General features: G+C 74.1%; 25 protein-coding genes and 1 pseudogene. 2 read left to right on the plus strand and 24 right to left on the minus strand.

All coding sequences use genetic code 11. The features are described from left to right. Positions 1–89: 89 nt before the first annotated feature. Positions 90–983, minus strand: a complete 894-nt coding sequence (gene rpsB, locus ACFVFS_RS29065) for a 30S ribosomal protein S2 (RefSeq protein WP_380627698.1) — start codon at positions 981–983, stop codon at positions 90–92. A gap of 669 nt (positions 984–1,652) precedes the next feature. Then, positions 1,653–2,003 carry a hypothetical protein gene (locus tag ACFVFS_RS29070; RefSeq protein WP_380627700.1) on the minus strand — a complete coding sequence of 117 codons (351 nt, stop codon included), beginning with the start codon at positions 2,001–2,003 and terminating at the stop codon, positions 1,653–1,655. Here ACFVFS_RS29070 and ACFVFS_RS29075 point away from each other — a divergent pair. Continuing rightward, positions 1,905–2,132, plus strand: a pseudogene (locus ACFVFS_RS29075) (M23 family peptidase); the annotation flags it as partial. The gene ACFVFS_RS29070 and the pseudogene ACFVFS_RS29075 overlap by 99 nt on opposite strands. Positions 2,133–2,328: 196 nt before the next feature. Here ACFVFS_RS29075 and ACFVFS_RS29080 read toward each other — a convergent pair. The 18 genes from ACFVFS_RS29080 to proS all read right to left on the minus strand — a co-directional run bounded on the left by ACFVFS_RS29080 (position 2,329) and on the right by proS (position 18,844). Next, positions 2,329–2,901: a TetR/AcrR family transcriptional regulator gene (locus tag ACFVFS_RS29080; RefSeq protein WP_376093970.1), complete on the minus strand. Its 573-nt coding sequence runs from the start codon at positions 2,899–2,901 to the stop codon at positions 2,329–2,331. A gap of 164 nt (positions 2,902–3,065) precedes the next feature. Then, positions 3,066–3,971: an RNA polymerase sigma factor WhiG gene (gene whiG / locus ACFVFS_RS29085; protein ID WP_380627729.1), complete on the minus strand. Its 906-nt coding sequence runs from the start codon at positions 3,969–3,971 to the stop codon at positions 3,066–3,068. A 381-nt stretch (positions 3,972–4,352) separates the two neighbouring features. Further along, positions 4,353–5,555: a DNA-processing protein DprA gene (dprA, locus tag ACFVFS_RS29090; RefSeq protein WP_380627702.1), complete on the minus strand. Its 1,203-nt coding sequence runs from the start codon at positions 5,553–5,555 to the stop codon at positions 4,353–4,355. Further along, a complete protein-coding gene (locus tag ACFVFS_RS29095; RefSeq protein ID WP_380627704.1) occupies positions 5,552–7,324 on the minus strand; it encodes a YifB family Mg chelatase-like AAA ATPase in 1,773 nt (590 codons plus the stop codon). Before ACFVFS_RS29095 ends, dprA begins: the two co-directional genes overlap by 4 nt. 1 nt (position 7,325) lies before the next feature. Continuing rightward, the gene (locus tag ACFVFS_RS29100; RefSeq protein ID WP_380627706.1) at positions 7,326–7,877 is read right to left on the minus strand and encodes a YraN family protein; all 552 of its coding nucleotides are present in this window, start codon (positions 7,875–7,877) and stop codon (positions 7,326–7,328) included. 168 nt (positions 7,878–8,045) lie between these two features. Next, the gene (locus ACFVFS_RS29105; protein ID WP_030056781.1) at positions 8,046–8,372 is read right to left on the minus strand and encodes a DUF2469 domain-containing protein; all 327 of its coding nucleotides are present in this window, start codon (positions 8,370–8,372) and stop codon (positions 8,046–8,048) included. 55 nt (positions 8,373–8,427) lie between these two features. Further along, a complete protein-coding gene (locus ACFVFS_RS29110) occupies positions 8,428–8,901 on the minus strand; it encodes an NUDIX hydrolase (protein ID WP_380627708.1) in 474 nt (157 codons plus the stop codon). A 118-nt stretch (positions 8,902–9,019) separates the two neighbouring features. Further along, positions 9,020–9,769 (minus strand): signal peptidase I, encoded by a 750-nt coding sequence (gene lepB / locus ACFVFS_RS29115; protein WP_380627710.1) that lies wholly within the window; start codon positions 9,767–9,769, stop codon positions 9,020–9,022. Between the two features lie 148 nt (positions 9,770–9,917). Next, positions 9,918–10,922, minus strand: a complete 1,005-nt coding sequence (gene lepB / locus ACFVFS_RS29120; protein WP_380627712.1) for a signal peptidase I — start codon at positions 10,920–10,922, stop codon at positions 9,918–9,920. Between the two features lie 248 nt (positions 10,923–11,170). Beyond that, positions 11,171–12,154 carry a signal peptidase I gene (lepB, locus tag ACFVFS_RS29125; RefSeq protein WP_380627713.1) on the minus strand — a complete coding sequence of 328 codons (984 nt, stop codon included), beginning with the start codon at positions 12,152–12,154 and terminating at the stop codon, positions 11,171–11,173. Then, entirely contained in the window at positions 12,138–12,887 is a 750-nt protein-coding gene (lepB, locus tag ACFVFS_RS29130) for a signal peptidase I (protein WP_380627715.1), read from the minus strand. The genes lepB (ACFVFS_RS29125) and lepB (ACFVFS_RS29130) overlap by 17 nt, the downstream gene beginning before the upstream one ends. A gap of 248 nt (positions 12,888–13,135) precedes the next feature. Next, positions 13,136–13,486, minus strand: a complete 351-nt coding sequence (gene rplS, locus ACFVFS_RS29135) for a 50S ribosomal protein L19 (RefSeq protein ID WP_030306736.1) — start codon at positions 13,484–13,486, stop codon at positions 13,136–13,138. Between the two features lie 154 nt (positions 13,487–13,640). Further along, positions 13,641–14,459 carry a tRNA (guanosine(37)-N1)-methyltransferase TrmD gene (gene trmD, locus ACFVFS_RS29140; RefSeq protein ID WP_376093964.1) on the minus strand — a complete coding sequence of 273 codons (819 nt, stop codon included), beginning with the start codon at positions 14,457–14,459 and terminating at the stop codon, positions 13,641–13,643. 95 nt (positions 14,460–14,554) lie between these two features. Then, entirely contained in the window at positions 14,555–15,136 is a 582-nt protein-coding gene (gene rimM, locus ACFVFS_RS29145; RefSeq protein WP_380627717.1) for a ribosome maturation factor RimM, read from the minus strand. 158 nt (positions 15,137–15,294) lie between these two features. Continuing rightward, positions 15,295–15,534 carry an RNA-binding protein gene (locus ACFVFS_RS29150; RefSeq protein ID WP_030056773.1) on the minus strand — a complete coding sequence of 80 codons (240 nt, stop codon included), beginning with the start codon at positions 15,532–15,534 and terminating at the stop codon, positions 15,295–15,297. Positions 15,535–15,536: 2 nt separating this feature from the next. Continuing rightward, positions 15,537–15,965 carry a 30S ribosomal protein S16 gene (rpsP, locus tag ACFVFS_RS29155; protein ID WP_344337896.1) on the minus strand — a complete coding sequence of 143 codons (429 nt, stop codon included), beginning with the start codon at positions 15,963–15,965 and terminating at the stop codon, positions 15,537–15,539. A gap of 436 nt (positions 15,966–16,401) precedes the next feature. Further along, positions 16,402–16,980 (minus strand): hypothetical protein, encoded by a 579-nt coding sequence (locus tag ACFVFS_RS29160; RefSeq protein WP_030306744.1) that lies wholly within the window; start codon positions 16,978–16,980, stop codon positions 16,402–16,404. Positions 16,981–17,431: 451 nt separating this feature from the next. Further along, positions 17,432–18,844, minus strand: coding sequence for a proline--tRNA ligase (gene proS / locus ACFVFS_RS29165; protein WP_380627719.1), 1,413 nt, complete (start codon positions 18,842–18,844; stop codon positions 17,432–17,434). A 198-nt stretch (positions 18,845–19,042) separates the two neighbouring features. On the opposite strand from proS, the gene ACFVFS_RS29170 reads away from it, so the two are divergent. Next, positions 19,043–19,843: a class I SAM-dependent methyltransferase gene (locus ACFVFS_RS29170; RefSeq protein WP_380627721.1), complete on the plus strand. Its 801-nt coding sequence runs from the start codon at positions 19,043–19,045 to the stop codon at positions 19,841–19,843. Between the two features lie 139 nt (positions 19,844–19,982). Here ACFVFS_RS29170 and ftsH read toward each other — a convergent pair whose 3' ends face one another. From ftsH to ACFVFS_RS29190, 4 genes are all read right to left on the minus strand, one after another. After that, entirely contained in the window at positions 19,983–21,899 is a 1,917-nt protein-coding gene (gene ftsH, locus ACFVFS_RS29175; protein ID WP_380627723.1) for an ATP-dependent zinc metalloprotease FtsH, read from the minus strand. Positions 21,900–22,066: 167 nt separating this feature from the next. Then, on the minus strand, positions 22,067–22,606 hold the full coding sequence (locus ACFVFS_RS29180) for a GNAT family N-acetyltransferase (RefSeq protein ID WP_380627725.1): 540 nt from the start codon (positions 22,604–22,606) through the stop codon (positions 22,067–22,069). A 165-nt stretch (positions 22,607–22,771) separates the two neighbouring features. After that, complete coding sequence (gene ffh / locus ACFVFS_RS29185) at positions 22,772–24,337, minus strand: signal recognition particle protein (RefSeq protein ID WP_380627731.1); 1,566 nt, start codon at positions 24,335–24,337, stop codon at positions 22,772–22,774. 207 nt (positions 24,338–24,544) lie between these two features. Continuing rightward, the coding region (locus ACFVFS_RS29190) for a [protein-PII] uridylyltransferase (protein WP_380627727.1) at positions 24,545–26,997 on the minus strand (2,453 nt) is incomplete at its 5' end.

The raw sequence follows: 26,997 nt of genomic DNA on the forward strand, positions 1-26,997 counted from the left end.
TAGCGCCGGGGCCGATGGTTCGGCCCAGGCACGGGAGAGAGGGGCACCGACCGGTGTCGTACCGGTGGGTGCCCCTCACCCTTGGTACGTCAGGCCTGCTCGGCCGGAGCCTCGGCGGCCGGCGCCTCGGCGGCGGGGGCCTCAGCAGCCGGAGCCTCGGCAGCGGGGGCCTCGGCGGCGGCCTCAGCGGGAGCCTCGGCGGCCTTCTTCTCGCCCTCCAGGAGGTCCTTCTCCCAGTCGGCCAGCGGCTGGTCGGCGCCCGGCTCGGCCTTGACGTCGCCCTTGGCGACACCCGCGCGGGCCTTGAGGCCCTCGGCAACGGCGTCGGCGATCACACGGGTCAGCAGGGTGACGGAGCGGATCGCGTCGTCGTTGCCCGGGATCTTGTAGTCGACCTCGTCGGGGTCGCAGTTGGTGTCGAGGATGGCGACGACCGGAATGTTGAGCTTCCGGGCCTCGCCGACCGCGATGTGCTCCTTCTTGGTGTCCACGATCCAGACGGCGCTGGGAACGCGCTGCATGTCGCGGATACCGCCGAGGGTCTTCTCCAGCTTGTCGTGCTCGCGCTGGAGGACCAGGAGCTCCTTCTTGGTGAGGCCGGAGCCGGCCACGTCCGCGAAGTCCAGCTCGCCGAGCTCCTTGAGGCGCTGCAGGCGCTTGTAGACGGTCGAGAAGTTGGTCAGCATGCCGCCGAGCCAGCGCTGGTTCACGTAGGGCATGCCCACGCGGGTGGCCTGCTCGGCGATGGCCTCCTGGGCCTGCTTCTTCGTGCCGACGAAGAGGACGCTGCCGCCGTGGGCAACGGTCTCCTTGATGAACTCGAAGGCGCGGTCGATGTAGTTCAGCGACTGCAGGAGGTCGATGATGTAGATGCCGTTGCGCTCGGTGATGATGAAGCGCTTCATCTTCGGGTTCCAGCGGCGGGTCTGGTGACCGAAGTGGACGCCGCTCTCCAGCAGCTCCCGCATCGTGACGACGGCCATGGCCGTGCTCCTCAGGTGTTACGCCCGGCTCCGGCGCAGCGGCGTCGCGGTCGGCGCGCGGTGGCGCTCCCCGCTCGGCGCGTGCGAACGGCCGGGTCAGGCTCGGTTTGTCCGTGGCGGCCAGGTGACAGCCACGCCTGACGCCCCGAACGTGCCGAGCCGCTTCGGCCCGGTGGTCCTGGGACCGGCCGGGCTCGGCGGACCGAGCGGCACTCGCACCTGGCGGAGGTGGCGGCGAGGCCGCTTCCGTCCACCGGTGGCGGGGCGTGCGAAGTCGACCCGGCGGACCAGGTCGCGTGTGAAGTGTACGGGAAGCGCCGAGCGCGGGGCGACTCCGCGGCGGGCGGGCGGCCGGGGACAGGCCTGGTCCGGGGCGCCCGGACGGCCCTGTTGGGCCCCTGTAAACCCTGCGGGGTACACCCGTTGGAGGGACAGCCACGGTCCACAGGGGCCGGTTGTCCACAGGAATCGGGGCGGGGGTGGCCGGGTCGGCGCGGGCCGGGGAGCCTCGGCGGTATGAGTGCTGCTGCGCGGGTTGCGGGCGGCCCCGGGGGGTCGTACGGGTGCCGACGGTCGTCCTGTTGTTCGTCGGGCCGGTCGCCCTGCTGTTCGTCGGTCGGATCGCGGGTCCGGCCGCGGGTCCGGCCGCGGGTCCGGCCGCAGGTCCGATCACCGTCCGGACGGCGGGTCCTGGTGGTCGTCCTGGTGGTGCTGGTCGCGCTGCTGCCGGCCGGGTGGGCCGGGGCGCTCGGGCCCGGGGCGCGTGCCGACGGCGGGGACGGCGGGCACGGCGGCGGGAGCGGTGGTGTCGGCGGCGAGCGGGCGTGGCCGGTGGACGGGCCGGGCGGCGGGCCGGGAGCCGTGGTCCGCCGCTTCGAGGCACCGGCGCGACCATGGGGCGCCGGGCACCGGGGCGTCGACCTGGCCGCCGTCCCCGGCGCCGAGGTCCGGGCCGCGGCTCCCGGGGTGGTGACGTTCGCCGGGCCGGTGGCCGGACGGCCGGTGGTCACCGTCACCCACCCGGCGGCGGGCACTCCCCCGGCGCCCCCGCTGCGGACCACCTACCTGCCGGTGACCGGCACCGTCCCGGTGGGCACCGCGGTGGCGGCGGGCCGGGTGGTCGGACGGCTCGCCGACGGGACCGGTCACTGCGCCGAGGGCGCCTGCCTGCACTGGGGGCTGCTGCGCGGACGGCGCTACCTCGATCCGCCCTCCCTGTTCGGTACCGGCCGGGCGCGGCTGCTGCCGCTCACGGACCCGCCCTCTCAGGACCCGCTCCCCTCGGACCCACTGTCTCAGGACCCGCCGTCCCAGAACCCGCTCCCCTCGGCCTCGGCCCGGCCGGTCAGCTCGGGCCGAGACCGTGCAGCGCGAGGGCGACGGCGGCGTCCGCGATCACCTCGGGGCTCTCGGCCCTGCCGCCCGCCGCCCGCTGCTCGGACTGCCGGACGGCCGCCTCCACGATGCCCTGGAGCAGGGCGGCGGCCAGCCGGGGCTGTTCGTGGCCGAGGTCCTCCAGGGCCTGGACCACCAGCCCGACGAGCGTCCCGTGCGCCGCCCGGATGCGCTCGCGGGCCGCGTCGTCCAGCTCCAGCGCGGAGATCGCGGCCACCGCCCGGTGGCGCGGGTCGGCGGCCAGCGCGAGCTGGCCGCGGACATAGGCCTCGATCCGCTCGGCCGCGGTGTCCCCGCTCGCCATCCCGGCCTCGATCTCGGCCGCCCAGAGCGGGAAGTCGGTCTCGCAGAGCGCCTCGACCACGGCCGCCCGTGAGCGGAAGTACTCGTACACCGAGGAGCGCGCGAGCCCCGTGCGCGCCGCGAGCGCGGGGAAGGTCAGGGCTTCCATGCCTCCCTCGGTGAGGAGACTGCGGGCAGCGTCGAGGAGGGCTGCCCGCTGCATCTGACGGTGCTCGGCCACACTGGCCGCTCGGATCTTCGGCACGCACTCCACTGTACGGAGCCCTACATCCCGGCGGTACGGTGCCGCGCACCGCTGCGATGCGGAGGGTTGCGTACCGGGGCGCGGGGTGCGGGCCGGGCGTGCGCGGCGCACCCCGGTCGGGGTCCCGCACCGCCGGGCCGCTACCGGATGTCCGACAGCTTGGCGCGCAGCTGGAGGACCGACTTGGTGTGGATCTGGCTGACCCGGCTCTCCGTCACCCCGAGCACCTGGCCGATCTCGGCGAGGGTCAGGCCCTCGTAGTAGTAGAGCGTGACCACGGTCTTCTCCCGCTCGGGGAGGGTGTTCACGGCCTGCGCCAGCAGTCGGCGCAGCTCCCGGTCCTCGGCCACCTCGACCGGGTCGTCGGCGCCGTGGTCCTCCAGGGTGTCCATCAGGCTGAGCCGGTCGCCGCCCTCGCCGACGGGGTGCAGCAGCTCGTCCAGCGCCACCACGTTGGCGAGCGAGAGCTGACTGAAGATGGCGTGCAGGTCCTCGATGGCGATACCCATCTCGGCCGCCACCTCGGGCTCGTTCGGCGTCCGCCGCAACCGGGCCTCCAGCGTTGCGTACGTCCGCTCGACGGCCTTCGCCTTCTGCCGCACCGAGCGCGGGATCCAGTCGAGCGCCCTCAGCTCGTCGATGATCGCGCCGCGGATCCGGCTGATGGCGTACGTCTCGAACTTGATGGCGCGTTCGATGTCGAACTTCTCGATCGCGTCGATCAGCCCGAAGACCCCGGAGGAGACGAAGTCGGCCTGCTCGACGTTGGAGGGCAGACCGACCCCGACCCGGCCCGCCACGTACTTGACGAGCGGTGAGTAGTGCAGGATCAGCTGCTCCCGCAGCCGCTGGTCGGCCGTCTCCTTGTAGGCGCGCCAGAGTTCCTCGAGCGCCGTGCGCTCCCGGCCGGCCGCCTCCCGGCGGGGGCCCGGCGCCTCGGCCGGCGCGGGGGCGACCGTGTCGGCGGACGCGCCGGGCGCGTCCGGCCGGTCGTCGTGAGCCCCCGGGTGCGCCGGTCGGCCGCCCTGCCGCGCGAGGGCCCCCATCCCGCCCGCGGCCTTGGGCGGGATCTCGGTCACGGTGCGCCGCTCGGTGCGCGGCCCTCCCGAGGACCGGGCGCCACCGGTCACTCGGTGTCCGGGAATGTGTGTGGGCATACGTTGGTCTGCGCCGTTCTGCCGAGTCATGTGCTGATAGGGAAGGCATGGCGAGCGTAGCGTGACCGACTCGCTGCACAGTGCTACCGCCACCCGGTCGTCCCCCGATCCGGTGGCGTTCCTGTCACCGCCCCGGGGTACTCGCGGGACGGACGAACCGGGTGCCGGGCCCCGGCGTACGCCCTTCCGACTCCCCGGACCGTCAATCCCCGCTCCTCCTCCCACTCGTCCGAGTGGCCGTCCCGCGCCGTCGACCCCCGGCGGCCGCCGTCACCTCCTGCGCACCAGGCGCCAGTGCGCACCGTGCCGCTCGACATGGCCGAGCGAGCCCAGCTCGTAGAGCCGCTGGAGCACCTCGTCCGGCGGGAGCCCGGACTGCCGGGCCAGCCGCTCCACCGGCGCGCCGTCCGGGGTGGCGGGCACCGCCTCCAGGACCCGGGCCGCCGCCGGCTCCAGGAGGTCCCTGGGCAGCACCGGCCCGCTGCGGTGCGGCGCGAGGTCGTCGCCGATCGCACCGATCAGCTCGCCGACCTCGGCCGCGTCGGTGACCACGGTGGCGGCGCCGCTGCGGATCAGGGCGTGCACGCCCGCGGACAGCTCCGATGTCACCGGTCCGGGCACGCCCATGGTGTGCCGGTTGAGGTCGCGGGCGCGTCGGGCAGTGCTGAGCGCCCCGCTGCGCAGCGCCGCCTCGACCACCACGGTGCCGCGGGTCAGCGCCGCGATCACCCGGTTGCGCAGCACGAACCGGAACCTGGTCGGGTGCTCCCCCGGTGGGAGCTCGCTCAGCAGCAGCCCCTGCTCGCCGATCCGGCGGATCAGCCCGGTGTTGCCCCTCGGGTAGGCGACGTCCACCCCGCAGGCGAGGACGGCGACGGTCGGGGCGCCGACCGCCAGTGCGCCCCGGTGGGCGGCCGCGTCGATGCCGTAGGCCCCGCCGGAGACGACGACCCAGCCGCGTTCGGCGAGCTGGGCGGCGAGGTCCCCGGCGACGTGCGCGCCGTACGCCGTGCAGGCGCGGGCGCCCACCACCGCGACCGAGCGCAGCGCGAGCAGTCGCAGCGAGCCGGTGCCGACCACCCAGAGGCCGGTGGGCCGGCTCTCGCCGAGGTCGTCCAGCTGGCTCGGCCACTCCGTGTCGCCCGGAATGATGAAGCGACCGCCGGCCGCCCGCACCCGCTCCAGGTCGGCGACCGGGTCGAGCCCGGGCAGCCGGGCCCGGTAGGCCGCCAGCCGGGCGTCCTTTGGCCCCGGTCGGCCGGTGGCCGTGCCGTCCCGGATCGCCCGGACCACATCGAGGGCGTCGGAGTCGGCGAGCCAGCGGCCGAGCGCGGCGTCCCTGGGTTCGCCGAGGCGGCTGAGCACCGCGCGGGCGAGGCGCTCGGGTTCGGGTTCGGGCTGTGCCCCGGACCCCGGGGCGGCCCCCGGTGCGGTGGGCGGGCCGGGGGTGAGGTCGTTCGCAGTACGGCTCACGGGGCGGCCTCCTCGGGCTCGGATGCGGACAGGGGGCGCGGACCGGCGATCCTGCGGGCGGGCCGGGAACGCGCTGCGCGGGACTCGGCCCCGGTCGCGGCCCCGGCCCCGCCCGGTCCGTCGCCGTCGCCCGTCCGCTCCGCGGCGGTGTCCGGCCGGCCGAAGAAGCGCTCCGTCAGCGGGAGCCCCTGCTCGACGCCGGTGCGCAGGACGAGGGCCGTCCGGATGTCGCGCTGTTCCGGGCGGTCCCGGCCGGCCAGGTCGGAGACCGTCCAGGCGACCCGCAGCACCCGGTCCAGACCGCGGGCCGTCAGCAGGCCCCGCTCGAGCTGGCGCGCGGCGTCGTTCAGCGCGCCCGGCGCCAGCTGCCAGCGGGTGCGAAGCTCGTGGCCGGGGACCTCGGCGTTGGTCCGCCACGGTGTGCCGGCCAGTCGGGCCGCCGCGCGCTCGCGGGCCGACAGCACCCGGGCCGCGACGACCTCGGTGGTCTCCGCCGAGGTGTCGCGCTGCATCAGCTCGGCCCTGGTCACCGGGGCGACCTGGACCTGGAGGTCGACCCGGTCGAGCAGCGGCCCGGAGAGCCGGCCCTGGTACCGGCTGACCATGGCGGGCGTGCACTCGCAGCCCTCGCCCCGCCGCGAGTGGCGCCCGCACGGGCACGGGTTGGCGGCCAGGCAGAGCAGGAACCGGGCCGGCAGCCGCATCGATCCGGCCGACCGGGCGATCACCACCTCTCCCGATTCGAGCGGTTGGCGCAGCGCGTCCAGCACCCGGACGGGGAACTCCGGCGCCTCGTCGAGGAACAGGACGCCCCGGTGGGCCAGCGAGACCGCACCCGGTCTCGGCAGCCCACTGCCCCCGCCGACGATCGCCGGCATGGTGGTCGAGTGGTGCGGGGCGCAGTAGGGCGCCCGGTCGACCAGCGGCCGCCCGGCCGGGAGCAGCCCCGCCACCGAGTGGACCGCGGTGACCTCCAGCGCCTCCTTCTGGGTGAGCGGCGGCAGCAGCGACGGCAGCCGCTCCGCCAGCATGGTCTTGCCCGCGCCGGGCGGTCCCTTGAGATAGAGGTGGTGGCCGCCGGCGGCGGCGATCTCCAGGGCCCGGCGGGCCTCGTACTGGCCGGCGACGTCGGCGAGGTCCATCCGGGCGGCCGCCTCGTCGGGCAGACCTCGCACCCCCGCGCTGGGGAGCATCAGGCCCGCCATGAGCGGATCCGGGTGACCGGCGGAGCGGTCGGCGGGCTCCTCCGGCTCGGGGGCGCCGGTGAGCAGCGCCATCAGCTGCCGCAGGCTGCGCACGCCGAACACGGTCACCCCGGGGACCAGCTCGGCCTCGGCGGCGGTCTGCTCGGCGACCACGACGCGCCGGTAGCCGGCGTCGGCGGCGGCCAGCACCGACGGGAGCACCCCGCGCACCGGGCGCACCCGCCCGTCCAGCCCGAGCTCGCCGATGAGCAGCAGGTCGGCGATCGCGGACGGGTCGAGCCGTTCGGCGGCCGCCAGCACGGCGCAGGCCACCGCGAGGTCGAAGCCGCTGCCGCTCTTGGGCACCGAGGCCGGGCTCAGCCCGACGGTCAGCTTCCGCTGCGGCCAGGCCTCGCCGCTGTTGACGACCGCCGCCCGCACCCGGTCGCGGGCCTCGGAGAGCGCCTTGTCGGGCAGGCCGACCAGGGTGAACGCCGCTACCCCGGGCTCCAGATCGGCCTGGACCTCGACGATCACCCCGTCGACGCCGACCAGGGCCACCGAGCACGTCCTGGCGAAGGCCATCTCAGACCACCCCCCGCAGGTGGTCGACCGAGGCGGCGCCACGGGTCCGGTTGATGACGGCGACCAGGTCGATCCGGACGCCGCCGGGCGGTACCGGCGCCCACGGCGGGTCGGTGGCTCCGGGCCGGTACTCGGGGCCGGCCAGCCGGGCGAAGTGGCCGGGCCAGCGCTCGGTCATCCAGCGCTCGGCCAGTCGGCGCAACCGGTCCGCCTTGGTCGGGCCGATGGCCTCACTGGGCTGCTGGAAGCCCCGCTCGGAGCGGGTCTTGACCTCGCAGACCGCCACCGTGTCGCCGTCGAGGGCGACGATGTCCAGCTCGCCCTCGACGCAGCGCCAGTTGCGGTCGAGGATGCGCAGCCCGTCCTCGGCGAGCCGGCGGGCGGCGACCTGCTCGCCGTAGCGGCCGAGGCCGGTGTTGGTCGGCCGCCCCGGTCCCGGCGCGGCCGCCGGGGGCGGGCCGTCCGCCGGGGGGCGCGCCGCCCTCCGGCGCGGCTTCCCGTCCTGCCGGGCCTTCGCGGTCTGCTTGCGTGTGGCGTGCTCGATCTCCTGCACGGTGACCACCTCCGCCGGGGAGGTTGCCGTGCGGTCCGGGATCGGGCCGGGGAGTTCTTTTTCCCTGTGGACAACTCGGGCCTGTGGATAACTCCTGTCACCCTCGGGAGTGATAAACCCGGAATACCCGGAAATCCCCTGGACATCCGGGGACCGGGCGGTCCAACGTCAGTTCCCGAAGCCGGACTCGTCCGAGGGCAGCTCCAGGTCGCTCTTCGCGAGTTCCTCGATGTTCACGTCCTTGAAGGTCAGCACCCGGACCTTGCGGACGAACCGGGCCGGCCGGTACATGTCCCAGACCCACGCATCCGCCATCGACACCTCGAAGAACACCTCGCCCTGTACCGAGTGCACCTGCAGCTCGTAGTCATTGGTGAGGTAGAACCGTCGCTCGGTCTCGATCACGTACTTGAACAGGCCGACGACGTCCCGGTACTCCCGGTAGAGCTTGAGCTCCATCTCGGTCTCGTACTTCTCGAGATCTTCGGCACTCATCCAGGTGTCCCCTCAACTTGTCACGTCCACCCATTGTGGACCACCGCACTCACCCTCAGAGCCTTACCGGGACGGCCGGCGGACCTTCGGCCAACAGCCGCTCCAGAAAGTCCACCAACCCGAGCGGATAGACCGTCTCGGTGGTGGCCCGCAATTCCCCGACCGTCCACCAGCGTGCCGCGAGCAGTTGGGCGTGCTCGTCCTCGCCCATGCCCGAGTGGTCCAGCGCCGTCTCCGACGTGCGGGCCAGATGGAACCACTGCTCCTGCTCGTAGCGCCGCCCCCGATAGGAGAACGAAGCCGTGCCGTACGCCACCACCGGTCCCAGTTCCACGCCGCGCAACCCGGTCTCCTCCAGGAGCTCGCGCTCGGCGGCGTCCCGGAGGTCCTCCCCCGGTTCCAAGCCGCCGCCGGGGGTGAACCACCAGGTGACGCCGGAAACCGCCGGGTCCGACCCGTGGAAGAGCAGCAACCGGTCCCGCCCGTCGAGCAGCAGGATCCGCGAGGCCCTGCGCCGCTGTGCCGCCATGACGAGCCTCCACGTTCCCTTCGTCCGCCCCGGTCGTTCCCCCGATCCTGCCACCCGGCGCGGCCGTCCGGGGCGAGGTTGGGCAGAGCGGTCCCGGTGCGCACCGCGCCGACCGGGGTCAGGCCCGGCGACGGCGGCGGCGCGCCAGCCCCGCCACCCCGCTCACCACCGTGGTCACGAGGATCGTCGCCGCGCCTACAACGCTCGCCCAGAACGAGGGCTCCAACGGTCCCGGGCCGGCCGGGCGCTCCCCGCCGACCACCTCGAACGCCGAGGTGCCGGCCAGCAGGCCCGACCTGCCGAGCGGAAGCACGGTGGCCTCGACCCTGGCCTGCACCTCGGCGGCCGGGACGGTCCCGCCGTCGACCTCCAGGTGGACGCGGGAGTCGAGCGAGCCGAGCCGGTTGTCGCCGAGCAGGAAGAGGCGGCCGGGCGGCACCTCCACGCTGAAGGCCGCACCCTGGGCGCCCTGGGCCGCGAGGTAGGGCTCGTCCACCGGCTTGCCGTTGACGATCAGCCGCTGGTCGCCGGTACCGACCGCGACGGTGTCGCCGCCGACCGCGACCACGCGCTTGACCATGAGCCGGCCGCCCCAGGCCTGGTCGCGGAAGACCACCACCTCGCCGCGCCGGACGTCCGCGCCGTCGGTCTTGCGGGCCAGGACGGTGTCCCCGGCCCGGACGGTGGGCTCCATCGAGCCGGTCGGGATGCCGTAGGGCCGGTAGCTCACCGCGATCACCGCGAAGCCTCCGATGAGGAGGACCAGCCCGAGGGCGAGCAGCACGCCCTGGACGACGGCACCGGGCCCGCGCCGGGGGCGGGCGGCGGTCGGCGGATCTCCGGTCGGCCGTTCCGCGACACTGCTCATCGACACCGTCCAAACCCTGACCGACCCGGAAACGCTCACGGCGGCGCGCCGGGGCCGCGGGCGGAAAACCCGGCGGGCCGTGGCACGTCCGAGCAGATTACTCGTCGGTACCACGGCCCGCGCAAGACCCGGGAGCCCCCGGTACGGCTCAGGACCGCCGGTCGCGGTCCGGCCGGTTCCGCAGTCGGCGGACCAGCGGGAGCAGGGCGACGGCGCCCACGGCACCGGCCGTGGCCGGCACCGCCGGCACGGCCGCCGCCAGGCCCTTCTGATCGAAGGTGTCCGGCACCGGCAGCGTCGACCAGTGGTTGACCGGCCAGGCCACCACGAAGGCCCGCCCGATCACGTCGTCCACCGGAACCGAGCCGCCGCCCGGCTGGTCCATGTGGAAGCGCGAGTCGAGCGAGTCCGCGCGGTGGTCGCCCATCACCCAGATCCGGCCGTCGGGGACCTTCAGCGGACCGAACGGCTTCGTCCCGCAGGGAGTGTTGCCGGGGTAGACGTACGGCTCGTCGAGCGCGATCCCGTTGACCTTCACCGGGCCCTCGCCCTCGCACTCGACGGTGTCCCCGCCGACCGCGATGACCCGCTTGATGAGGTCCTTCTCGTTGTCGGAGGGCATCAGACCGACAAAGCTCAGCACGTCCTGGACACCCCGGACGAAGGCGTTGCTGCTCTCCGTGGTGGGCTCGTCGCCCAGCCAGCCGCCCGGATCGTGGAACACCACGACCTCGCCGCGCTCGGGCTCGGCGCCGAACCACGGGGTGAGCTTGTCCACCAGGACGCGGTCACCGACCTGCAGCGTGTTCTGCATCGACTCCGACGGAATGGAGAACGCCTGGACGAAGAAGGTCTTGATCACCAGCGCCAGGACGAGGGCGATGCCGATGAGGATCGGCAGCTCCTTCCAGAACGAACGCTGCTTGCGCTCCTTCTGCGGCGGCTGCTCCTCGGTACCGTCCGCCGGCCCGGGCTCTCCCGGGAGGGGCGGCGGGGTGTCACCCGTGCCGTCGCCGTGCCCGTCCGCGGACTGGGCCGCCGACTCCTCGGCCGAGGCCGAGGGCGCCGCGGTCTCCGCGGATCGGGCCGCCCGGCCGCCGGAGCCCTCGGGCTCGCCGGCGCCTGAGCGGGCGCCGATCACCAAATCCCCCACAACGTCTCCTCCCTGCTGTGCGGACGCCCGTGCGTCCGCGCTCACAGTGCCGCACAGCGGGCACCACGTTCCACCACCGGCCGTACCCCGCCGGGTCCGACCCGGGACGGGTCCGCCTGACACCGGCACAGCCTTCGGGCGCGGCCCCTCGACAGGAGTCGGCCGCACCCAGCACTTCTCTATCACTCCACGGCATCCGGCTCGCGGTCCCACACGCGCGGTCCGGCGGTCCACCGGCCCTCCCGGGCCTACAACCGGGCCCGTTCCACCCGGCGGCCGATGATCGGAAGGATGCCCAACACACCCATAACGAGCGGCGGTTCCTCAGGAACCGGCCTCCCGTCCGCCGAGTTCGGCGCGATTCCGCCGTCCGCCGGAGCCCGCGCCACCGAGGAGAGTGAAACCGGCACCTCAAGTTGATGAACCCGGCCCGGTGGCCAGGCGATCATGAACGCCCTTCCCACCACACCGCTCACCGGAACGGTGCCCTGCCCCGGATTGCCCATGTGGAAACGGGAGTCGGCGGAAACGTCCCGGTGGTCGCCCATCACCCAGAGGCGTCCCTGGGGCACCTTCACCTTGAACGGCTGCCGGGACGGCGGGTTGCCCGGCGCCAGGTAGGGCTCGTCCAGCGGGCTGCCGTTGAGGCTGACCCTGCCCTGGTCGTCGCAGCACTCCACGGTGTCGCCGCCGACCCCGATCACCCGCTTGATGAGGTCCTGCTCGCTGTCGGAGGGCAGCAGTCCGACGAAGGTCAGCACCTGCTTGGCGGCGCGCAGGACCGGCCCGTCCGTCGAGGCCCCGTGCTCGCGCTCCAGCCAGCCGCCCGGATCCTTGAACACCACCACCTCGCCGCGCTCCGGCTCGGCGCCGAACCAGGGGGTGAACTTGTCCACCAGCACCCGGTCCCCGATCTGGATGGTCTGCTCCATCGAGCCGGAGGGGATCACGAACACCTGCACCAGGAAGGTCTTCATCACCAGCGCCACGACCAGCGCCACCACGACGATCAGCGGGATCTCGCGCAGGCGGGAGCGCCGGCGGCGACGGGCGGCCCGGCGGGCGGTGCGACGGCGCTCGGCGCGCCCGCGCACCGCGGGGGCGGGGCCGGCGTCCTCCTCCGCCCCGGTCGCGAGGCCGGCCACCGGGCCCGCCACGGGGCCGGGCGGGGTGTCCGGGGCCGGTCCGGCGGGCGGGCGGTCGGCGAGCCGCCCCCTACCTCTGGTCCCCATGGCCACCGGTCCCCCCTGCCGCGGCAAACGCCGCCGACCGGTCCACGGTGGCCCAGCGTCCGACCGGATAGACCACCCAGGCGGCCCGGCCGATCACCTTGGACTCGGGGACGAACCCGCCGCCCGGGTCGCCGAGGTGGTCGCGGGAGTCCCGCGAGGCACGGCGGTGGTCGCCCAGCACGAACAGCTTTCCGGACGGCACCACCACGTCGAAGGCCACGGCGGACGGCTCGTCCCCGGGGAAGAGGTAGCCGGACTCGTCGACCGGCACGCCGTTGACGGTGATCGGGTGGCCCGGTCCCGCACTGGTGACCCGGTCCCCGCCGACGCCGATGACCCGCTTCACGTAGACCGAGTCACCGGCCGGGACCAGCCCGACGTCGCGGCCGAAGGAGCGCAGCGAGGTCCAGAGGCCGTCGCGTTCCAGCGGCTTGCGCAGGAAGGAGCCCGTACCGTCGAACACCACCACGTCACCGCGCCGGGGATGGCCGCCGAAGGCGTAGGACAGCTGGTTCACCACCAGCCGGTCGCCCGGACGCAGGGTGTTCTCCATCGACCCGGAGGGCACCGAGAACGGACGCGCCACGAAGGCGTTCACCAGCAGCAGCACGGACAGGCAGATCCCGGCGAGCAGCAGCAGCTCCCGCGAGCGCGAGCGCCCGACCGACCGCTCCGCGTCATCGGCCTCCGCGTCATCGACCTCCGCGACCAGGGTGTCTTCCGAGCCGGTCACGGAGCCCGCCGCGGATCCGGCCTCGGAGCCGGTCTCCGGGCCGGCCTCGGAGCCGCCCCCGGGGGCGGCTCCTGAGCCTTCCGCGGAAACGACCGCGGACCGCGTCGGCGAGTCCGCACCGGTGGGTGCGGGACGGCCGTCGCGGTCCGCGGGTGGTTCGTGCGTGCTCATCGGGGGCTGAGCCTACCGTGCGGCAGCCCGGCCCCCCAGAGCGATCCGATCCCCCGGCGCTGCCGGGGGCCGGTGGATCAGCGGTCGCGCTTCTCCTTGATCTTCGCGGCCTTGCCGCGGAGGTCACGCAGGTAGTACAGCTTGGCGCGGCGAACCGCACCGCGGGTCACGACCTCGATCTTCTCGACGACCGGGGTGTGCACCGGGAAGGTGCGCTCGACACCGACGTTGAAGCTGACCTTGCGAACGGTGAAGGTCTCACCGATGCCGGCGCCGTGACGGCGGATGACGACGCCCTGGAAGACCTGGACACGGGAGCGGTTGCCCTCGATGACCCGGACGTGCACCTTCAGGGTGTCACCGGCGCGGAAGGCCGGGATGTCGCTACGCAGCGAGGCCGCGTCGACAGCAGCGAGCTTGTTGCTCATGTTGCTCTCCATCGCAGGCGCCACGGGCCGCCCACGGAAGTCGTCACAAATGGGGTCTGCTGCGGGCCGCACCGGCTACCGACGATCCCCCCGTGGCGGGGGCGCCGAACCACGTGACCCCTACGGGAGGAGCCCAGCGACAGACAGCAGCGGCCTATTCTTCCACACCACCGGCCGCGGACCGAAATCGGCCGAGCCCCTCGTCCCAGGCGAGGCCGAGCACGTCGAGCGCCGCACGGTCCTTCTTGTCGAAGTCCGCGTGCCGCCAGCGCGCCACCAGGTCCGGCCGGTTGGCCAGGGTTCGGGCGAAGGCCTGCTCGCGGCGCCAGCGGGCGATCTTGCCGTGGTTCCCGCTCAGCAGGATGTCCGGCACGGTACGGCCGCGCCACTCGGCGGGCTTGGTGTAGACCGGGCCCTCCAGCAGGTCGGCCATCGCGCCGGGCGCGAAGGAGTCGTCGCGGTGGGACTCGGCGTTGCCGAGCACGCCGGGCAGCAGCCGGGCGATCGCCTCGACCATCACCAGCACCGCGACCTCGCCGCCGGCCAGCACGTAGTCGCCGATCGACGCCTCGACCACCGGCATCCGGGTGGCCGCCTCCTCGATCACCCGCCGGTCGATGCCCTCGTACCGGGCCGGGGTGAACGCGAGCCACGGCCGCCCGGCCAGCTCCTGCGCGAGCTCCTGGGTGAACGGCCGGCCGCTGGGGGTGGGCACCACCAGGGTCGGCACCTCCCCCTCCGGCCCCCCGGCGAGCACCGCGTCGAGGGCCTCGCCCCACGGCTCGGGCTTCATCACCATGCCCGGGCCGCCGCCGTACGGGCTGTCGTCGACGGTCCGGTGCACGTCGTACGTCCAGTCGCGCAGGTCGTGGACGTGCACGTCGAGCTGGCCGCGGGCGCGCGCCTTGCCGACCAGCGAGATGTTCAGCGGCTCCAGGTACTCGGGGAAGATCGACACGACGTCGATCCGCATCCCGTGCCGCACGGCGGCCGCCCCCGCGGGCCCCGCCGCCTCCGCAGCCCCTGCCGCCTCTGCGGCGTCCACCGCTTCCACGGCCTCCTCGGAGCTCACTGCGAGTCCTCCGCGTCGTCCTCGTCGTCCGCGCCCGGCTCGGCCTCGCCGCGTGCGACCTCGGCGCTCTCCGGGTCGATCAGCCCGGCCGGCGGGTCGATGACGGCGCGCTGGTTCTCCAGGTCCACGGTCGGAACGATCCTGGTGACGAACGGCACCAGCACCTCCGTCCCGTCCGGCTTCGTCACGGTGAGCAGGTCCTGGTAGGGCAGGTGGACGACCTCGGTGAGCTCACCGACCGGGGTGCCGTCGAGCAGGACCACGTCCAGGCCGATCAGCTGGTGGTCGTAGTACTCCTCCGGGTCGTCCGGACGCTCCTCCGGGTCGACCTCGGCGATCAGGATCGTGCCGCGCAGCGCCTCGGCGCCGTTGCGGTCCTTGACGCCGGCGAAGCGCAGCAGCAGCCTCCCGCTGTGCACCTTGCCGGACTCGACGGTCAGCGGACCGGCCGAGGCCGGGTCGGTCAGCAGGACGGCACCGGGGCCGAGCCGGAGCTCCGGCTCGTCGGTGCGCACCTCGACGCTGACGTCCCCCCTGATGCCGTGGGCGCGGCCGATCCTGCCGACGACGAGCTGCACGGTGATCGTTCTCCTGACGAGTGCTGCGGAGCGCTGCTGAGAGCTATGGAGTGCTGCGGAACCACCACGGAACCGCAGCCGGGAACGGCGAAGGCCGGCCGGGACGACATGCGTCCCGACCGGCCTCGAAAACCCTGACGGCTGAACGAGCAGCCTGGTCAGCGAATGTTGTCCACGTCGACCAGGTCGACCCGGACGTTGCGACCGCCGAGGGCGCCGACCACGGTGCGCAGGGCGCGCGCCGTGCGGCCACCACGGCCGATCACCTTGCCGAGGTCATCGGGGTGCACCCGCACCTCGATGGTGTTGCCCCGACGCAGGTTGCGCGAGCGCACCTGCACCTCGTCGGGGTGCTCGACGATGCCCTTCACCAGGTGGTCGAGGGCGTCCTCGATCACGCTCAGGCCTCGGCGGCGGCGTCGGCCTCAGCCTCGGCCTTGTCCGACTTCTTGGCCTTCGGGGTGATGGCGACACCGGTGGTGGCGTCCTCGAAGCCGGCGACGGCCTTGGCGAACAGGTGCGAGAAGTCCTCGACCTTCGGCTCGGCGACCTTCAGCGGCTCCGGAGCCGGCAGGCCCTTGAACTTCTGCCAGTCACCGGTCAGCTTGAGGATGGCGAGCACCGGCTCGGTCGGCTGGGCGCCGACGGACAGCCAGTACTGGGCGCGGTCGCCGTCGACCTCGATCTTCGAGGGGTTGTAGGTCGGCTGGTAGATGCCGATCTCCTCGATCGCGCGGCCGTCACGCTTGGTGCGGGCGTCGGCGACGATGATGCGGTAGTGCGGGGAGCGAATCTTGCCGAGACGCTTCAGCTTGATCTTGACTGCCACGGGAGTGGATTCTCCTGGTGTTGACGTGGGTGAGCGGCCGCGTCCTCGCGTGGGGTTGCGCGGTGGGCCGTTCAAGGGACACGCCAGCCGAAGGAGAGAGGGGTCCTGCCCGGCTGCCGAGTACTCAGCGGTCCATTCTGCCACACGGGGCGCCCACCCCCGAAAACAGGTCGACCGGGAGCCCCCGCTCCCGGTCAGCCCAACACGCGCACCTACGCGGTGCACCTCACTGGCGAATCATCGGTGGATCAGTGTGGATCGGTGTGGATCAGTGGTGCATCAGGTGGAACTGTGTGGATCTGTGGATCTGTGCATCTGCGTGGATCGGTGGTGCATCGCTCCGGCCGGCCACTGCCCGCACAGCCGCCCGCCGGTTCTCCCCCGGTTCCCCGAGCCGTGAGGCTCCCCGGGTTGTCGCGACGAGACGCGAGCCGAGCTACGCGATCTTGAAAGGCTGCTGGCACGCACCGCAGACGATGGACGCCTGCGCGAGCACCGACGGCACGACCCGGACGTTGCGCCCGCACCCGCAGACCGCCTTGACCCGGACGCCGCCCCCGGAGGAGCCGTGCCGGGCCGCCGGGCCGCGGAAGGCGCGCGAGGCCCCCTCGCCGGCCACCGCTTCCTGGTGCGCGCCGAGGGCGCGATCCAGGCGCTCGATGGTCTCGGCGTACCGCTCCCGGGTCTCCTTGAGCATGGTCACCTGGGAGAAGCCGCTGCTGGCGTGCGGCTCGACCGGGTGCGCCAGGCCCAGCTCGGAGGCCAGGAGCAGGAAGCGCCGGTTGTGGTAGCGGCCGGCCCGCGAGGTGTCCCGGATGTCCCGGGCCGCGGCCAGACCATGGGCAGCCTCGTGGAGGAGCCGCTCGAAACCGAGCCGGGTGCCACAGGCCGAGGAGGACTCGCCGATCAGCGCCTCGGGCGAGGCGAGGTCGGGGAGGTCCTGGTGGTAGGCCTGGATGTCACTCCAGGCGGCGGCCAGTTCGGCCGCGAGAACGAGGGGCTGTGTCGTGCTCACGCTAGACCAACGATGGAGTAGGAGCTGATGTTCCGCGTGTTCCGGTTCCCCGGGAATTCCCAGGAAACTCTCAGGAATGTGCGGCCGCGCGCGAAATGCGCGTTCCGGATCTGACGCAAGACCAACCCCCTGCAGGTTTGGGGCCCGCCGCCTCGGCGGGCGCCTCGTCATTTCCGTCCAGGGGCGGGCTGTCGCCCCCAGGACGTACGGCCCGTGGTCCTGTCGAGTTGACAGGGCCACGGGCCGTACACCGTACCGCTATTCCGTTAATACCGGCAGTTGACCGACCAGTAGGGATGTCGACATGTGAGACATGTTCGGAACAAGGCCGGTCAACGGCCGTCCGAATTTCCCCTCAGACAGGTCGACAACCGTCAGAACGCGTCACCGAACCTCGTTTTACGGCGACATCCTTCGTGATCGTCCACTGCCCGGGGAACCCGTCGGACGGTCAGTAGGCGCGCGCCACGAGCGCGACGTTGCCCTCCTGGTCGTCCGTCTGCGGCACCGAGCCGTCGGCGGCCACGATGCAGCGCACCGACACGCCCTGCTCGGCCAGCTTGGCCTCGCCCTCCGGACCCAGCTCGGCCCAGGAGATCCGACCCCAGCCGGTGGCGGCGGCCTCGGCGGCCTCGTCGATGGTCTTCACGTCGACCGTGCGGGACTCGCGGCGCTCGCGCGACTGACGCAGCAGCAGGGCCTGGTCCTCGTCGAGGATGCCGGGGAGGGTCGCGGCCAGGGCGTCGATCGAGACCGGCTCCTTGCCGCCCGGGATCCGGCGGGCCAGCATCGCGGTGCCGTTCTCCAGGTCGCGCGGGCCGACCTCGATCCGCAGCGGAACGCCCTTGAGCTCCCAGTCGACGGCCCGGCGGCCGAACGGGGTGTCGGTGCGGTCGTCGACGACCACGCGGATGCCGGCGGCCTCCAGCGCGGCCCCGATCTCGCGGACCTTGGCGATCACCGCGTCGTCGCCCTTGATGGCGAGGACGACGGCCTGGACAGCGGCCAGCCGCGGCGGGACGCGCAGGCCGTTGTCGTCGCCGTGGGACATGATCAGGCCGCCGACCATGCGGGTCGAGACGCCCCAGGAGGTCTGCCAGACGTACTCGCGCTCGGCGCCCTGCAGCTGGTAGGTGGTGTTGAACGCCTTGGCGAAGTTCTGGCCCAGCTCGTGGCTGGTGCCCATCTGCAGGGCCTTGCCGTCGCCCATCATGCCCTCGAGGGTGAGGGTGTTGATGGCGCCGGCGAAGCGCTCCTTGGCGGTCTTGCGGCCGAGCACCACGTCGATGCCGAGCACGTTGGTCATGAAGTCGCCGTAGACCTGGGTGTGGATCATCGAGGCGTAGTCACGGGCGTCCTCGTAGGTGGCGTGGGCGGTGTGGCCCTCCTGCCAGAGGAACTCGGTGGTGCGCAGGAAGACGCGCGGGCGCAGCTCCCAGCGGACCACGTTGGCCCACTGGTTGATCAGCAGCGGCAGGTCGCGGTGGCTCTGGACCCACTTCGAGAAGTACTCGTTGATGATCGTCTCGGAGGTCGGCCGGACGACGACCGGCTCGTCCAGCTGCTTGCCGCCGCCGTGGGTGACCACCGCGAGCTCCGGGGCGAAGCCCTCGACGTGCTCCGCCTCCTTGGTCAGGTAGGACTGCGGGATGAACATCGGGAAGTAGGCGTTCTGGGCGCCGGCCTTCTTGATCCGGGCGTCCATCTCCTGCTGCATCCGCTCCCACAGACCGTAGCCGTACGGTCGGATGACCATGGTGCCGCGCACCGGACCGTTGTCGGCCAGCTCGGCCTTGTTGATGAGGTCCTGGTACCAGCGCGGGAAGTCTTCCGCCTGGGGGGTGAGAACGGGTGCCTTAGCCATGGGCGAATCGTACGGGGAGCGGGCCCCCGACTTCGAATCCGTTGCGGACGACGGACCGCCCGGGGCGCACGCCCCCGACACGCGCGCACCACCCCGCACCCCTCTGGACGCCGCGCCCGAGCCGCTGTTCGCTGGAGTGGGGGCGGGACGTCGAGGGGGGTCGGAGCAGCACACCGAAGGACCGGATGGGAGGCCGCGATGGCTTCAGCGCGGGTGACCGGCACGACCTCAGCACCCCCCGGCGCCGGGCGGACCACCGCCCGGGCCCGGGACTGGGCGGAGATCCAGGAGCGGATGCTGGTGCCGCTCTACGAGGCCGTCCACGACCGCCTGGAGGTCGGTCCGGCGACGAGCCTGCTGGGCCTGGGCTGCCGCTCGGGCCTCGCCCTGCTCCTGGCCGCTGGCCGGGGCGCTCAGGTGGCCGGGCTGGAGCCCGACGAGGAGCTGCGCGGGCTGGCCCGGGAGCGCCGGCTGCGGGTCGGCGCGGAGCATCCGCCGGGGGCGGACGTCGCCCGCTCGGCCTATTCGCTGGTCACCGTTTTCGAGCAGCCGCCGCCGGACACGGAACCGCGCCGGACGGTGGCCGGGGCGGCCCGGCTGGTGCTGCCCGGCGGGCACGTGGTGCTGGCCGCCTGGGGCCCGCGGGAGCGCTGCGAGAGCGCGGCCGTCCTGGACGTCGCCCGGCGGATGGCCCGGCGCAGCGGGGCGCGCGACCCGTTCGAGCTGAGCCCGCCCGGGGCGCTGGAGGACCTGCTCGCCGGGACCGGCCTGCGCCCGGCCGGCGGCGGCCGGGTCGGCTGCCCGTTCGCCTACCCGGACCTGGGGAGCGCGGTGCGCGGGCTGCTCTCCACCGGGCTGTACGACGCGGCGGCGGAGTTCTCCGGGCCGGCGCTGGTGACGAAGGAGCTGGAGGAGGCGCTGCAGCCGTACCTGCGGCCGGACGGCACGGTGCGGATGACGAACGTCTTCCGCTACCTGATCGCCGAACGGCCCCGCTGAACCCCGCCGGCCCCGCCGGGGAACGGCCGCAGCGCGGGACGGCGAAGGGGCGCGCGCCATCACGGCACGCGCCCCTCGCCGCGGGCCGCCGGGCCCGCCGGACATCAGGCCTCGGGCCTCAGGCCTCAGGCCTCGGGCCTCAGGCCTGGTCGAGCGCCTTCCGGGGCACCCCCGCCGCCCGGTAGGCTTCCTCCTCGTCCAGCGTCTCCGCCTCCAGCAGCGCCGCCGCCAGCGCGTCCAGCCGCTCCCGCTGCTCGGTCAGCAGCCGCACCGCCTCCTCGTAGCACTCCGCGACGATCCGCCGGGCCTCCTCGTCCACCGCGTCCAGCGTGGTCGGCGCCGCGGAGAGCCCGTACGCGCCCTGCGGGTCGGACGGGACCGCGGTGAGCCGGCCGACCCGCTCGCTCATGCCCCACCGCCCGGCCATGCCGCGGGCGATGTTGGTGACCTGCTCCAGGTCGCTCTCGGCCCCGGTGGTGATGACCCCGTAGACGACCTGCTCGGCGGCCATCCCGCCGAGCGCGCCGATGATCCGGCCGCGCAGGTAGGGCTCGGTGTAGGAGTACCGGTCGGCCTCCGGGGTGGAGAGGGTGATGCCGAGGGCGCGGCCGCGCGGCACGATGGTGACCTTGCGGACCGGGTCGGCGCCGGGCTGCAGCATGCCGAGCAGGGCGTGGCCGCTCTCGTGGTACGCCGTCCGCTCCCGCTCGGCCTGCGGCATCACCAGCGGCCGGACGGCGCCGAGCTGGACCTTCTCCAGCGCGTCCGAGAGGTCCCGCTCGTTCACCGCGTCCTGGCGGCGCTTGACCGCCAGCAGGGCGGCCTCGTTGACCAGGTTGGCCAGTTCGGCGCCGGTCATCCCGGGGGTGACCTTGGCGAGCCGGTTCAGGTCGGCGTCGCCGGCCAGCGGGACGTCCCGGGAGTGGATGCGCAGGATGGCCGCACGGCCGTCGCGGTCCGGCGGGCTGACGGTGATCCGCCGGTCGAAGCGGCCGGGGCGCAGCAGCGCCGGGTCGAGCACGTCGGCCCGGTTGGTGGCGGCGATGACGATGACGCCCTCGGAGCCGGTGAAGCCGTCCATCTCGGTGAGGATCTGGTTGAGCGTCTGCTCGCGCTCGTCGTGGCCGCCCATAGCGCCGCCGCCGCGCTGGCGGCCGATGGTGTCGATCTCGTCGATGAAGATGATCGCCGGGGCGACCTTGCGGGCCTCGGCGAACAGCTCGCGCACCCGGCTGGCGCCGACGCCCACGATCATCTCGATGAACTCGGAGGCGGAGGCGGAGAAGAACGGCACGTCCGCCTCGCCTGCGACGGCCCGGGCCAGCAGGGTCTTGCCGGTGCCGGGCGGGCCGCTGAGCAGCACGCCGCGCGGCATCTTGGCGCCGAGCCGGCGGTACTGCTGCGGGTTCTTCAGGAAGTCGACCACCTCGGTGAGCTCGGCCTCGACCTCGTCGATGCCGGCCACGTCCGCGAAGGTGGTGCGCCGCCCGGCCTCCGCGGTGACCGGCTTGGGCGGGGCCTTGCGGCCGAGCGCCCCGCCGCCGATCCCGCCGGCCATCCGCCGGGCGAGCAGCACCCAGACCAGGATCAGCAGCAGCATCGGGGCCAGCGAGATCAGCAGGTTGGCGAGGAAGCTGCGCTGCTGGACGACGGGCTCGGCGGTGACCTCGACGCCCTGCTGCTGGAGGGTGGTCCAGAGGTTGTCCCCGGCGAAGACCGGCCGCTGGGTCTCGAAGTCGGTGTACGTCCCCTTGCCGCCGTCCGGCTTCGGCTCGGCGTTCTTGAGGGTGCCCTCGATCGAGTCGCCCTTGGAGTAGATCTTGGTGACGTTGCCCTTGTTCAGCTGGTTGTTGAACTCGGTGTAGGAGATCGTGGTGGCGCCGCCGGGGCCGAAGAAGGACAGCAGCACGTCGCTGATCAGGAACACCACGAGGGCGGTGAGGACGAGGCCCAGCCAACCGCCGGGCATCTTGCGCCGCGGGGGCGGCGGGGGCGGGGCACCCTCGGATCGCCACGGCTGGTCCGGGGTCTGGCGCGGCGGCACGGGATCAGTCACCCATCGGACAATACGGACATCTGCTCGGCTCCTCCAACCGCAACGCCGCGCCGTCCGCCCCGCCCGGACGCGGGCCCGGACGGTGGAGAGACCGGCGGAGAGACCGGCGGAGAGAACAGCCCTCAGGACGCCGGACGGACCCCGGGCGGAGGACCCGCCCCGCCGGATCAGCCCCGTTCCTCCGCGGCGGCCGAGCCCGGCCACTCCTCGGCGGTCAGCGCGAACCGCTCGTGGTCCCGCCAGGAGCCCTGGAGGAACAGCATCCGCGGGGTGAACCCCTCGTGCCGGAAGCCCAGCCGCTTGGCCAGGGCGATCGAGCGGTCGTTGTCCGGCTGGACGTTGATCTCCAGTCGGTGCAGCCCGAGCCCGCCCTCCGACTGCGTGGCGAAGCAGCGGTCCAGCACCAGCCGCAGGCCCTCGGTCATCCTCCCGGTGCCGGCGAACGGCAGGAACGAGTCGTAGCCGAGCGCGCCGTTGCAGAACCGGCCCATCACGATGTTGGCCACGTTGACCTTGCCGACCAGCCCGCCGGTCTCCCGGTCCACGATCAGGAAGGTCCGCAGGGCCGGCCCCTGGCGCTCCATCAGGTCGGGCAGCGCGTCCGGCTCCACCGGGTTCCACCGGCCGATGTGCTCGGCGGACCGCCGGACCGCCTCGGCGTACGCCACCTCGTCCCCGGCCCGCGGGGCCCTGATCGTCACTCGCATCGGACCATCATCTCGGATGACCATCGGGCATGCGAACGGCCCGCCACCCGGAGGCAACCGGGTGGCGGGCCGTTCAGTGCACGTCTCGGCGCACGTCTCCGTACGCGTCCGCTCCGTACGCGTCCGCCCTGTGCGCGTCCGCGGACCGCACGGAGTCCGGACGGACTACAGCAGGTCCTTGAACTCCTTGGGCAGCTCGAAGTCGGCCGGGCCCTTGCCCGCGCCGAGGCCGAACGCGCCGCCCTCGGCGGGCGCCTGGCCGCCGCCGGGGCCGAGCGCGCGGCGCTCGGCGGCCGCGGCCTCCTCCTGCGCCCGCTTCAGCGGGTTGCCGCTCTTGCGCTTGCCCTTCGCGGCCGGGGCCTTCTTGGCGGACTTCTTGCCGCCGCCGCCCATGCCCGGGATGCCCGGCATCCCCGGGACGCCCTTGCCGGAGGCCATCGCCGACATCATCTTGCGGGCCTCGAAGAACCGCTCGACCAGGTTCTTCACCTCGCCGACCTGGACGCCCGAACCCTTGGCGATTCGGGCCCGGCGGGAGCCGTTGATCAGCTCCGGCTCGGCGCGCTCGGTCGGGGTCATCGACTTGATGATCGCGCCGACCCGGTTGACGTCCTTGTCGTCGATGTTGTTGATCTGCTCGCGGATCTGGCCCATCCCCGGCAGCATGCCCAGCAGCTTGGAGATCGAGCCCATCTTCTGGACCTGCTCCAGCTGGGACAGGAAGTCGTCCAGGGTGAACTGCTTCGGACCGCCGCGCAGCTTGGCGGCGATCTTCTCGGCCTCGGCCTGCGAGAAGGTCTGCTCGGCCTTCTCGATCAGCGAGAGGACGTCGCCCATGCCCAGGATGCGCGAGGCCATCCGGTCCGGGTGGAAGGCGTCGAAGTCGTCGACCTTCTCGCCGTTGGAGGCGAACATGATCTGCCGGCCGGTGACGTGCGCGACCGAGAGCGCGGCACCGCCGCGGGCGTCGCCGTCGAGCTTGGAGAGCACCACACCGGTGAAGTCGACGCCTTCGAGGAAGGCCTGCGCGGTGGTGACCGCGTCCTGGCCGATCATCGCGTCGACGACGAACAGGACCTCGTCCGGGTTGACGGCGGCCCGGATGTCGGCGGCCTGCTGCATCAGCTCGGCGTCGATGCCGAGGCGGCCGGCGGTGTCGACGATGACGACGTCGTACTGCTTCTGCTTGGCGTACTCGATCGAGTCCCGGGCCACCTGGACCGGGTCGCCGACGCCGTTGCCCGGCTGGGGGCCGTAGAACGCGACGCCCGCGCGCTCGGCGACGACCTGCAGCTGGTTGACGGCGTTGGGGCGCTGGAGGTCGCAGGCGACCAGCAGCGGGGTGTGCTTCTGCTGCTTCAGCCAGTGGCCGAGCTTGCCGGCGAGGGTGGTCTTACCGGCACCCTGCAGACCGGCGAGCATGATCACCGTCGGGCCGCTCTTGGCGAACCGCACCCGTCGGGTCTCGCCGCCGAGGATGGCGATGAGCTCCTCGTTGACGATCTTGATGATCTGCTGCGCGGGGTTCAGCGCGCCGGAGACCTCGACGCCGAGCGCGCGCTCCTTGACCTGCTTGATGAAGGCCCGGACGACCGGCAGCGCGACATCCGCCTCCAGCAGCGCGATGCGGATCTCGCGGGCCGTGGCGTCGATGTCCGCCTCGCTCAGGCGGCCCTTGCCCCGGAGGTTCTTGAACGTCGCTGCGAGGCGATCGGAAAGGGTGTCGAACACGTCGTCGCGGGTCCTCTGCGGCATCGGTCTGAGTACGGTCGTCGCCCCCAAGGGTATCCGGCCGCCCCGGGGACGGTCTCCACCCGGGTTCGACCGAACCTCCGCGGGCCTCGGGAGCGGTCCCGGGAGCAGCCCGGCGGACGGCTCGGCGGACGGCTCGACGGACGGCCCGACGGACGGCTCGGCGGGACGGCTCGACGGACGGCCTCAGCCCAGCGCCGCCCGGACCGCCGCCGCCACCTCCCCGGCCCGCCGCGCGCCCAGCGGACGGCCCGCCGCGTCGGTCAGGTAGAAGGCGTCGACGGCCTCCGCGCCGAGCGTCGACACGTACGCGGTCCGCACCCGCACCCCGGCGCCGTCCAGCGCCCGGCCGATCCGGTGCAGCAGCCCGGGGGCGTCGTGCGCGCGCACCTCCAGCACGGTCGCGCTCGCCGAGGCCACCGGCGGCGCCACCGAGACCACCGGCGGCGGCACCGGGACGCCGCGCCGACGCGGGGCCGCCGCGTCGCGCTCGGCCAGCCGGCGGGCGACGTCCAGCGAGCCGTCCAGCGCCCGGCGCAGGTCGGCCCGGAGGCGGGCGGCCTCCGGCAGTCCGCCGAACTCGGCGGCCACCGTCCAGGAGAGCAGCAGCACCGGCCCGGCGCCGATCGGGTCCAGCTCGCGCAGGCCCGCCGAGCGGACCGCCAGCCGGTGCAGGGCCAGCACCCCGGCGACGGTGCCCAGCAGGCCCGGCCGGTCCGGGACGGCCAGCAGCAGCCGCACGCCCGTCGACCCGGCGCCGGCCGGCGGTGACGACGCCGGCAGCGACAGCGCCGGTCCACCGGTCCGGGCCGCCTCCACCGCCAGCCGCTCCTGCTCCGCGGTCGGCTCGCTCTCGGCGGCGCCGCGGCATCCGCCTGGCGCCCCGGACAGCCGGGCCGCCGCGCGGTCGGCCAGGGCGTCCACCAGGGAGGCCCGCCAGGCGCTCCACGCGGCCGGGCCGGTGGCCAGCGCGTCCGCCTCGGTCAGCGCCCGCAGCAGCTCCAGCCGCGGTACCGAGCCGACCGCCTTGGTGACGGCCTCCACGGTGGCCGGGTCGTCCGGGTCCCGCCGGGTCGCGGTGTCCACCAGGGTCAGGTGGTGGCGGACCAGCACCGCCAGGGTCTCCACCGAATCCGGGTCGAAGCCCATCCGCACGGCCAGGGCGCGGACGGCCGTCTCCCCCGCCTCGCTGTGGTCGCCCGGCCCGCCCTTGCCGATGTCGTGCAGCAGCGCGGCGACCAGCAGCAGGTCCGGCCGGGCCACCCGACGGGTCATCGCGGCGGCCCGCACCGCGGTCTCCACCAGGTGCCGGTCCACCGTCCAGCGGTGCACCGCGTTGCGCTGCGGGCGGCAGCGCACCCGCTCCCAGTCCGGCAGCAGCCGGGTGATCAGCCCCCGCGCCTCCAGCGCCTCCCAGACCGGCAGGCAGGCCTCGCCCGCGCCGAGCAGGGTGACCAGCTGCTCGCGCGCCTCGTCCGGCCAGGGCACCGGCAGCGGACGGCACTCCGCCGCCAGCCGGCGCACCGTCGCGTCCGCGAGGGCGAGGCCGTTCTGCGCGGCGGCGGCCGCGGCGCGCAGCGGCAGCACCGGGTCCGCGGCCGGGCGGGCACCCTGCGCGAGCACCGCCTCGCCGTCCTGCTCGACCACGCCCTCGGCGAGCGGCCGGCGCTCCACGGCGCCCCTGGCCGCCGCTCCCCCGGCCACCGCGACCGCGCCCCGTCCGGCGGCGAACGGGAAGCGCCGGTGCGGGCGGCGGCCCCGGCCCGACCGCGCGGCCAGCACCCGCTCCACCGACCGCCAGGCGACGTCGGAGGCGTAGGCGACGGTCCGGGCCGCCTCGTAGACCCCGCGCAGCAGGGCGTCGGCGTCCGGCGCGCCCAGCCGCTCGGCGACCTGGTCCTGGTCCTGCAGGGCGAGCCGGTCGGTGGCCCGGCCGGTCACCAGGTGCAGGGCGTCGCGGACGTCCGCCAGCCGGAGCCCGGCTGCGGCCAGGCCCTCCCGGGGCGCGTCGGCCAGCCAGCTCGCGGCGATCGCGCCGAGCGCCACGAGGTCCCGCAGACCGCCGCGGGCCTCCTTCAGGTCGGGCTCCAGCAGGAACGACAGCTCGCCGTGCCGCTCGGCCCGCTCCCGGCCCAGCTCGCGCAGCTCGGGCAGCCGCCGCGGGGCGCCCGCCCGCCAGTCGGCGAGGACGGCGGAGCGCAGCGCGGCGGTGAGCGCCGGGTCACCGGCCACGTGCCGGGCGTCCAGCAGGCCGAGCTGCGCCCTCAGGTCGGCGGCGGCCACCGACCTGGCCTCGGCCGGGGTGCGGACGGCGTGGTCGAGCGCGGCTCCGGAGTCCCAGACCGGGTACCAGAGGCGCTCGGGCAGGGTCGGGTCCAGCCGGCCCTCGTGCAGCAGCAGGACGTCGAGGTCGCTGCGCGGGGAGAGCTCGCCGCGCCCGTAGCCGCCGACCGCGACCACGGCGGCCCCGGCGGGGGCACCGGCCGCGGCGAACAGGCCGGCCAGCCAGTCGTCGGTGAGCGCGGACAGCGCGGCGCGGCGCCCCCGGCCGCCGGGGCCGGGGGCGGCGAGCAGCCGGGCCCGGGCGGCGGCGGGGCCGTCGGGGCCGGGGGCGTTGGCGGCGGGGCCGTCGGAGGCGG

This window comes from Kitasatospora sp. NPDC057692, assembly GCF_042799475.1.
Classification (GTDB): Bacteria; Actinomycetota; Actinomycetes; order Streptomycetales; family Streptomycetaceae; genus Kitasatospora.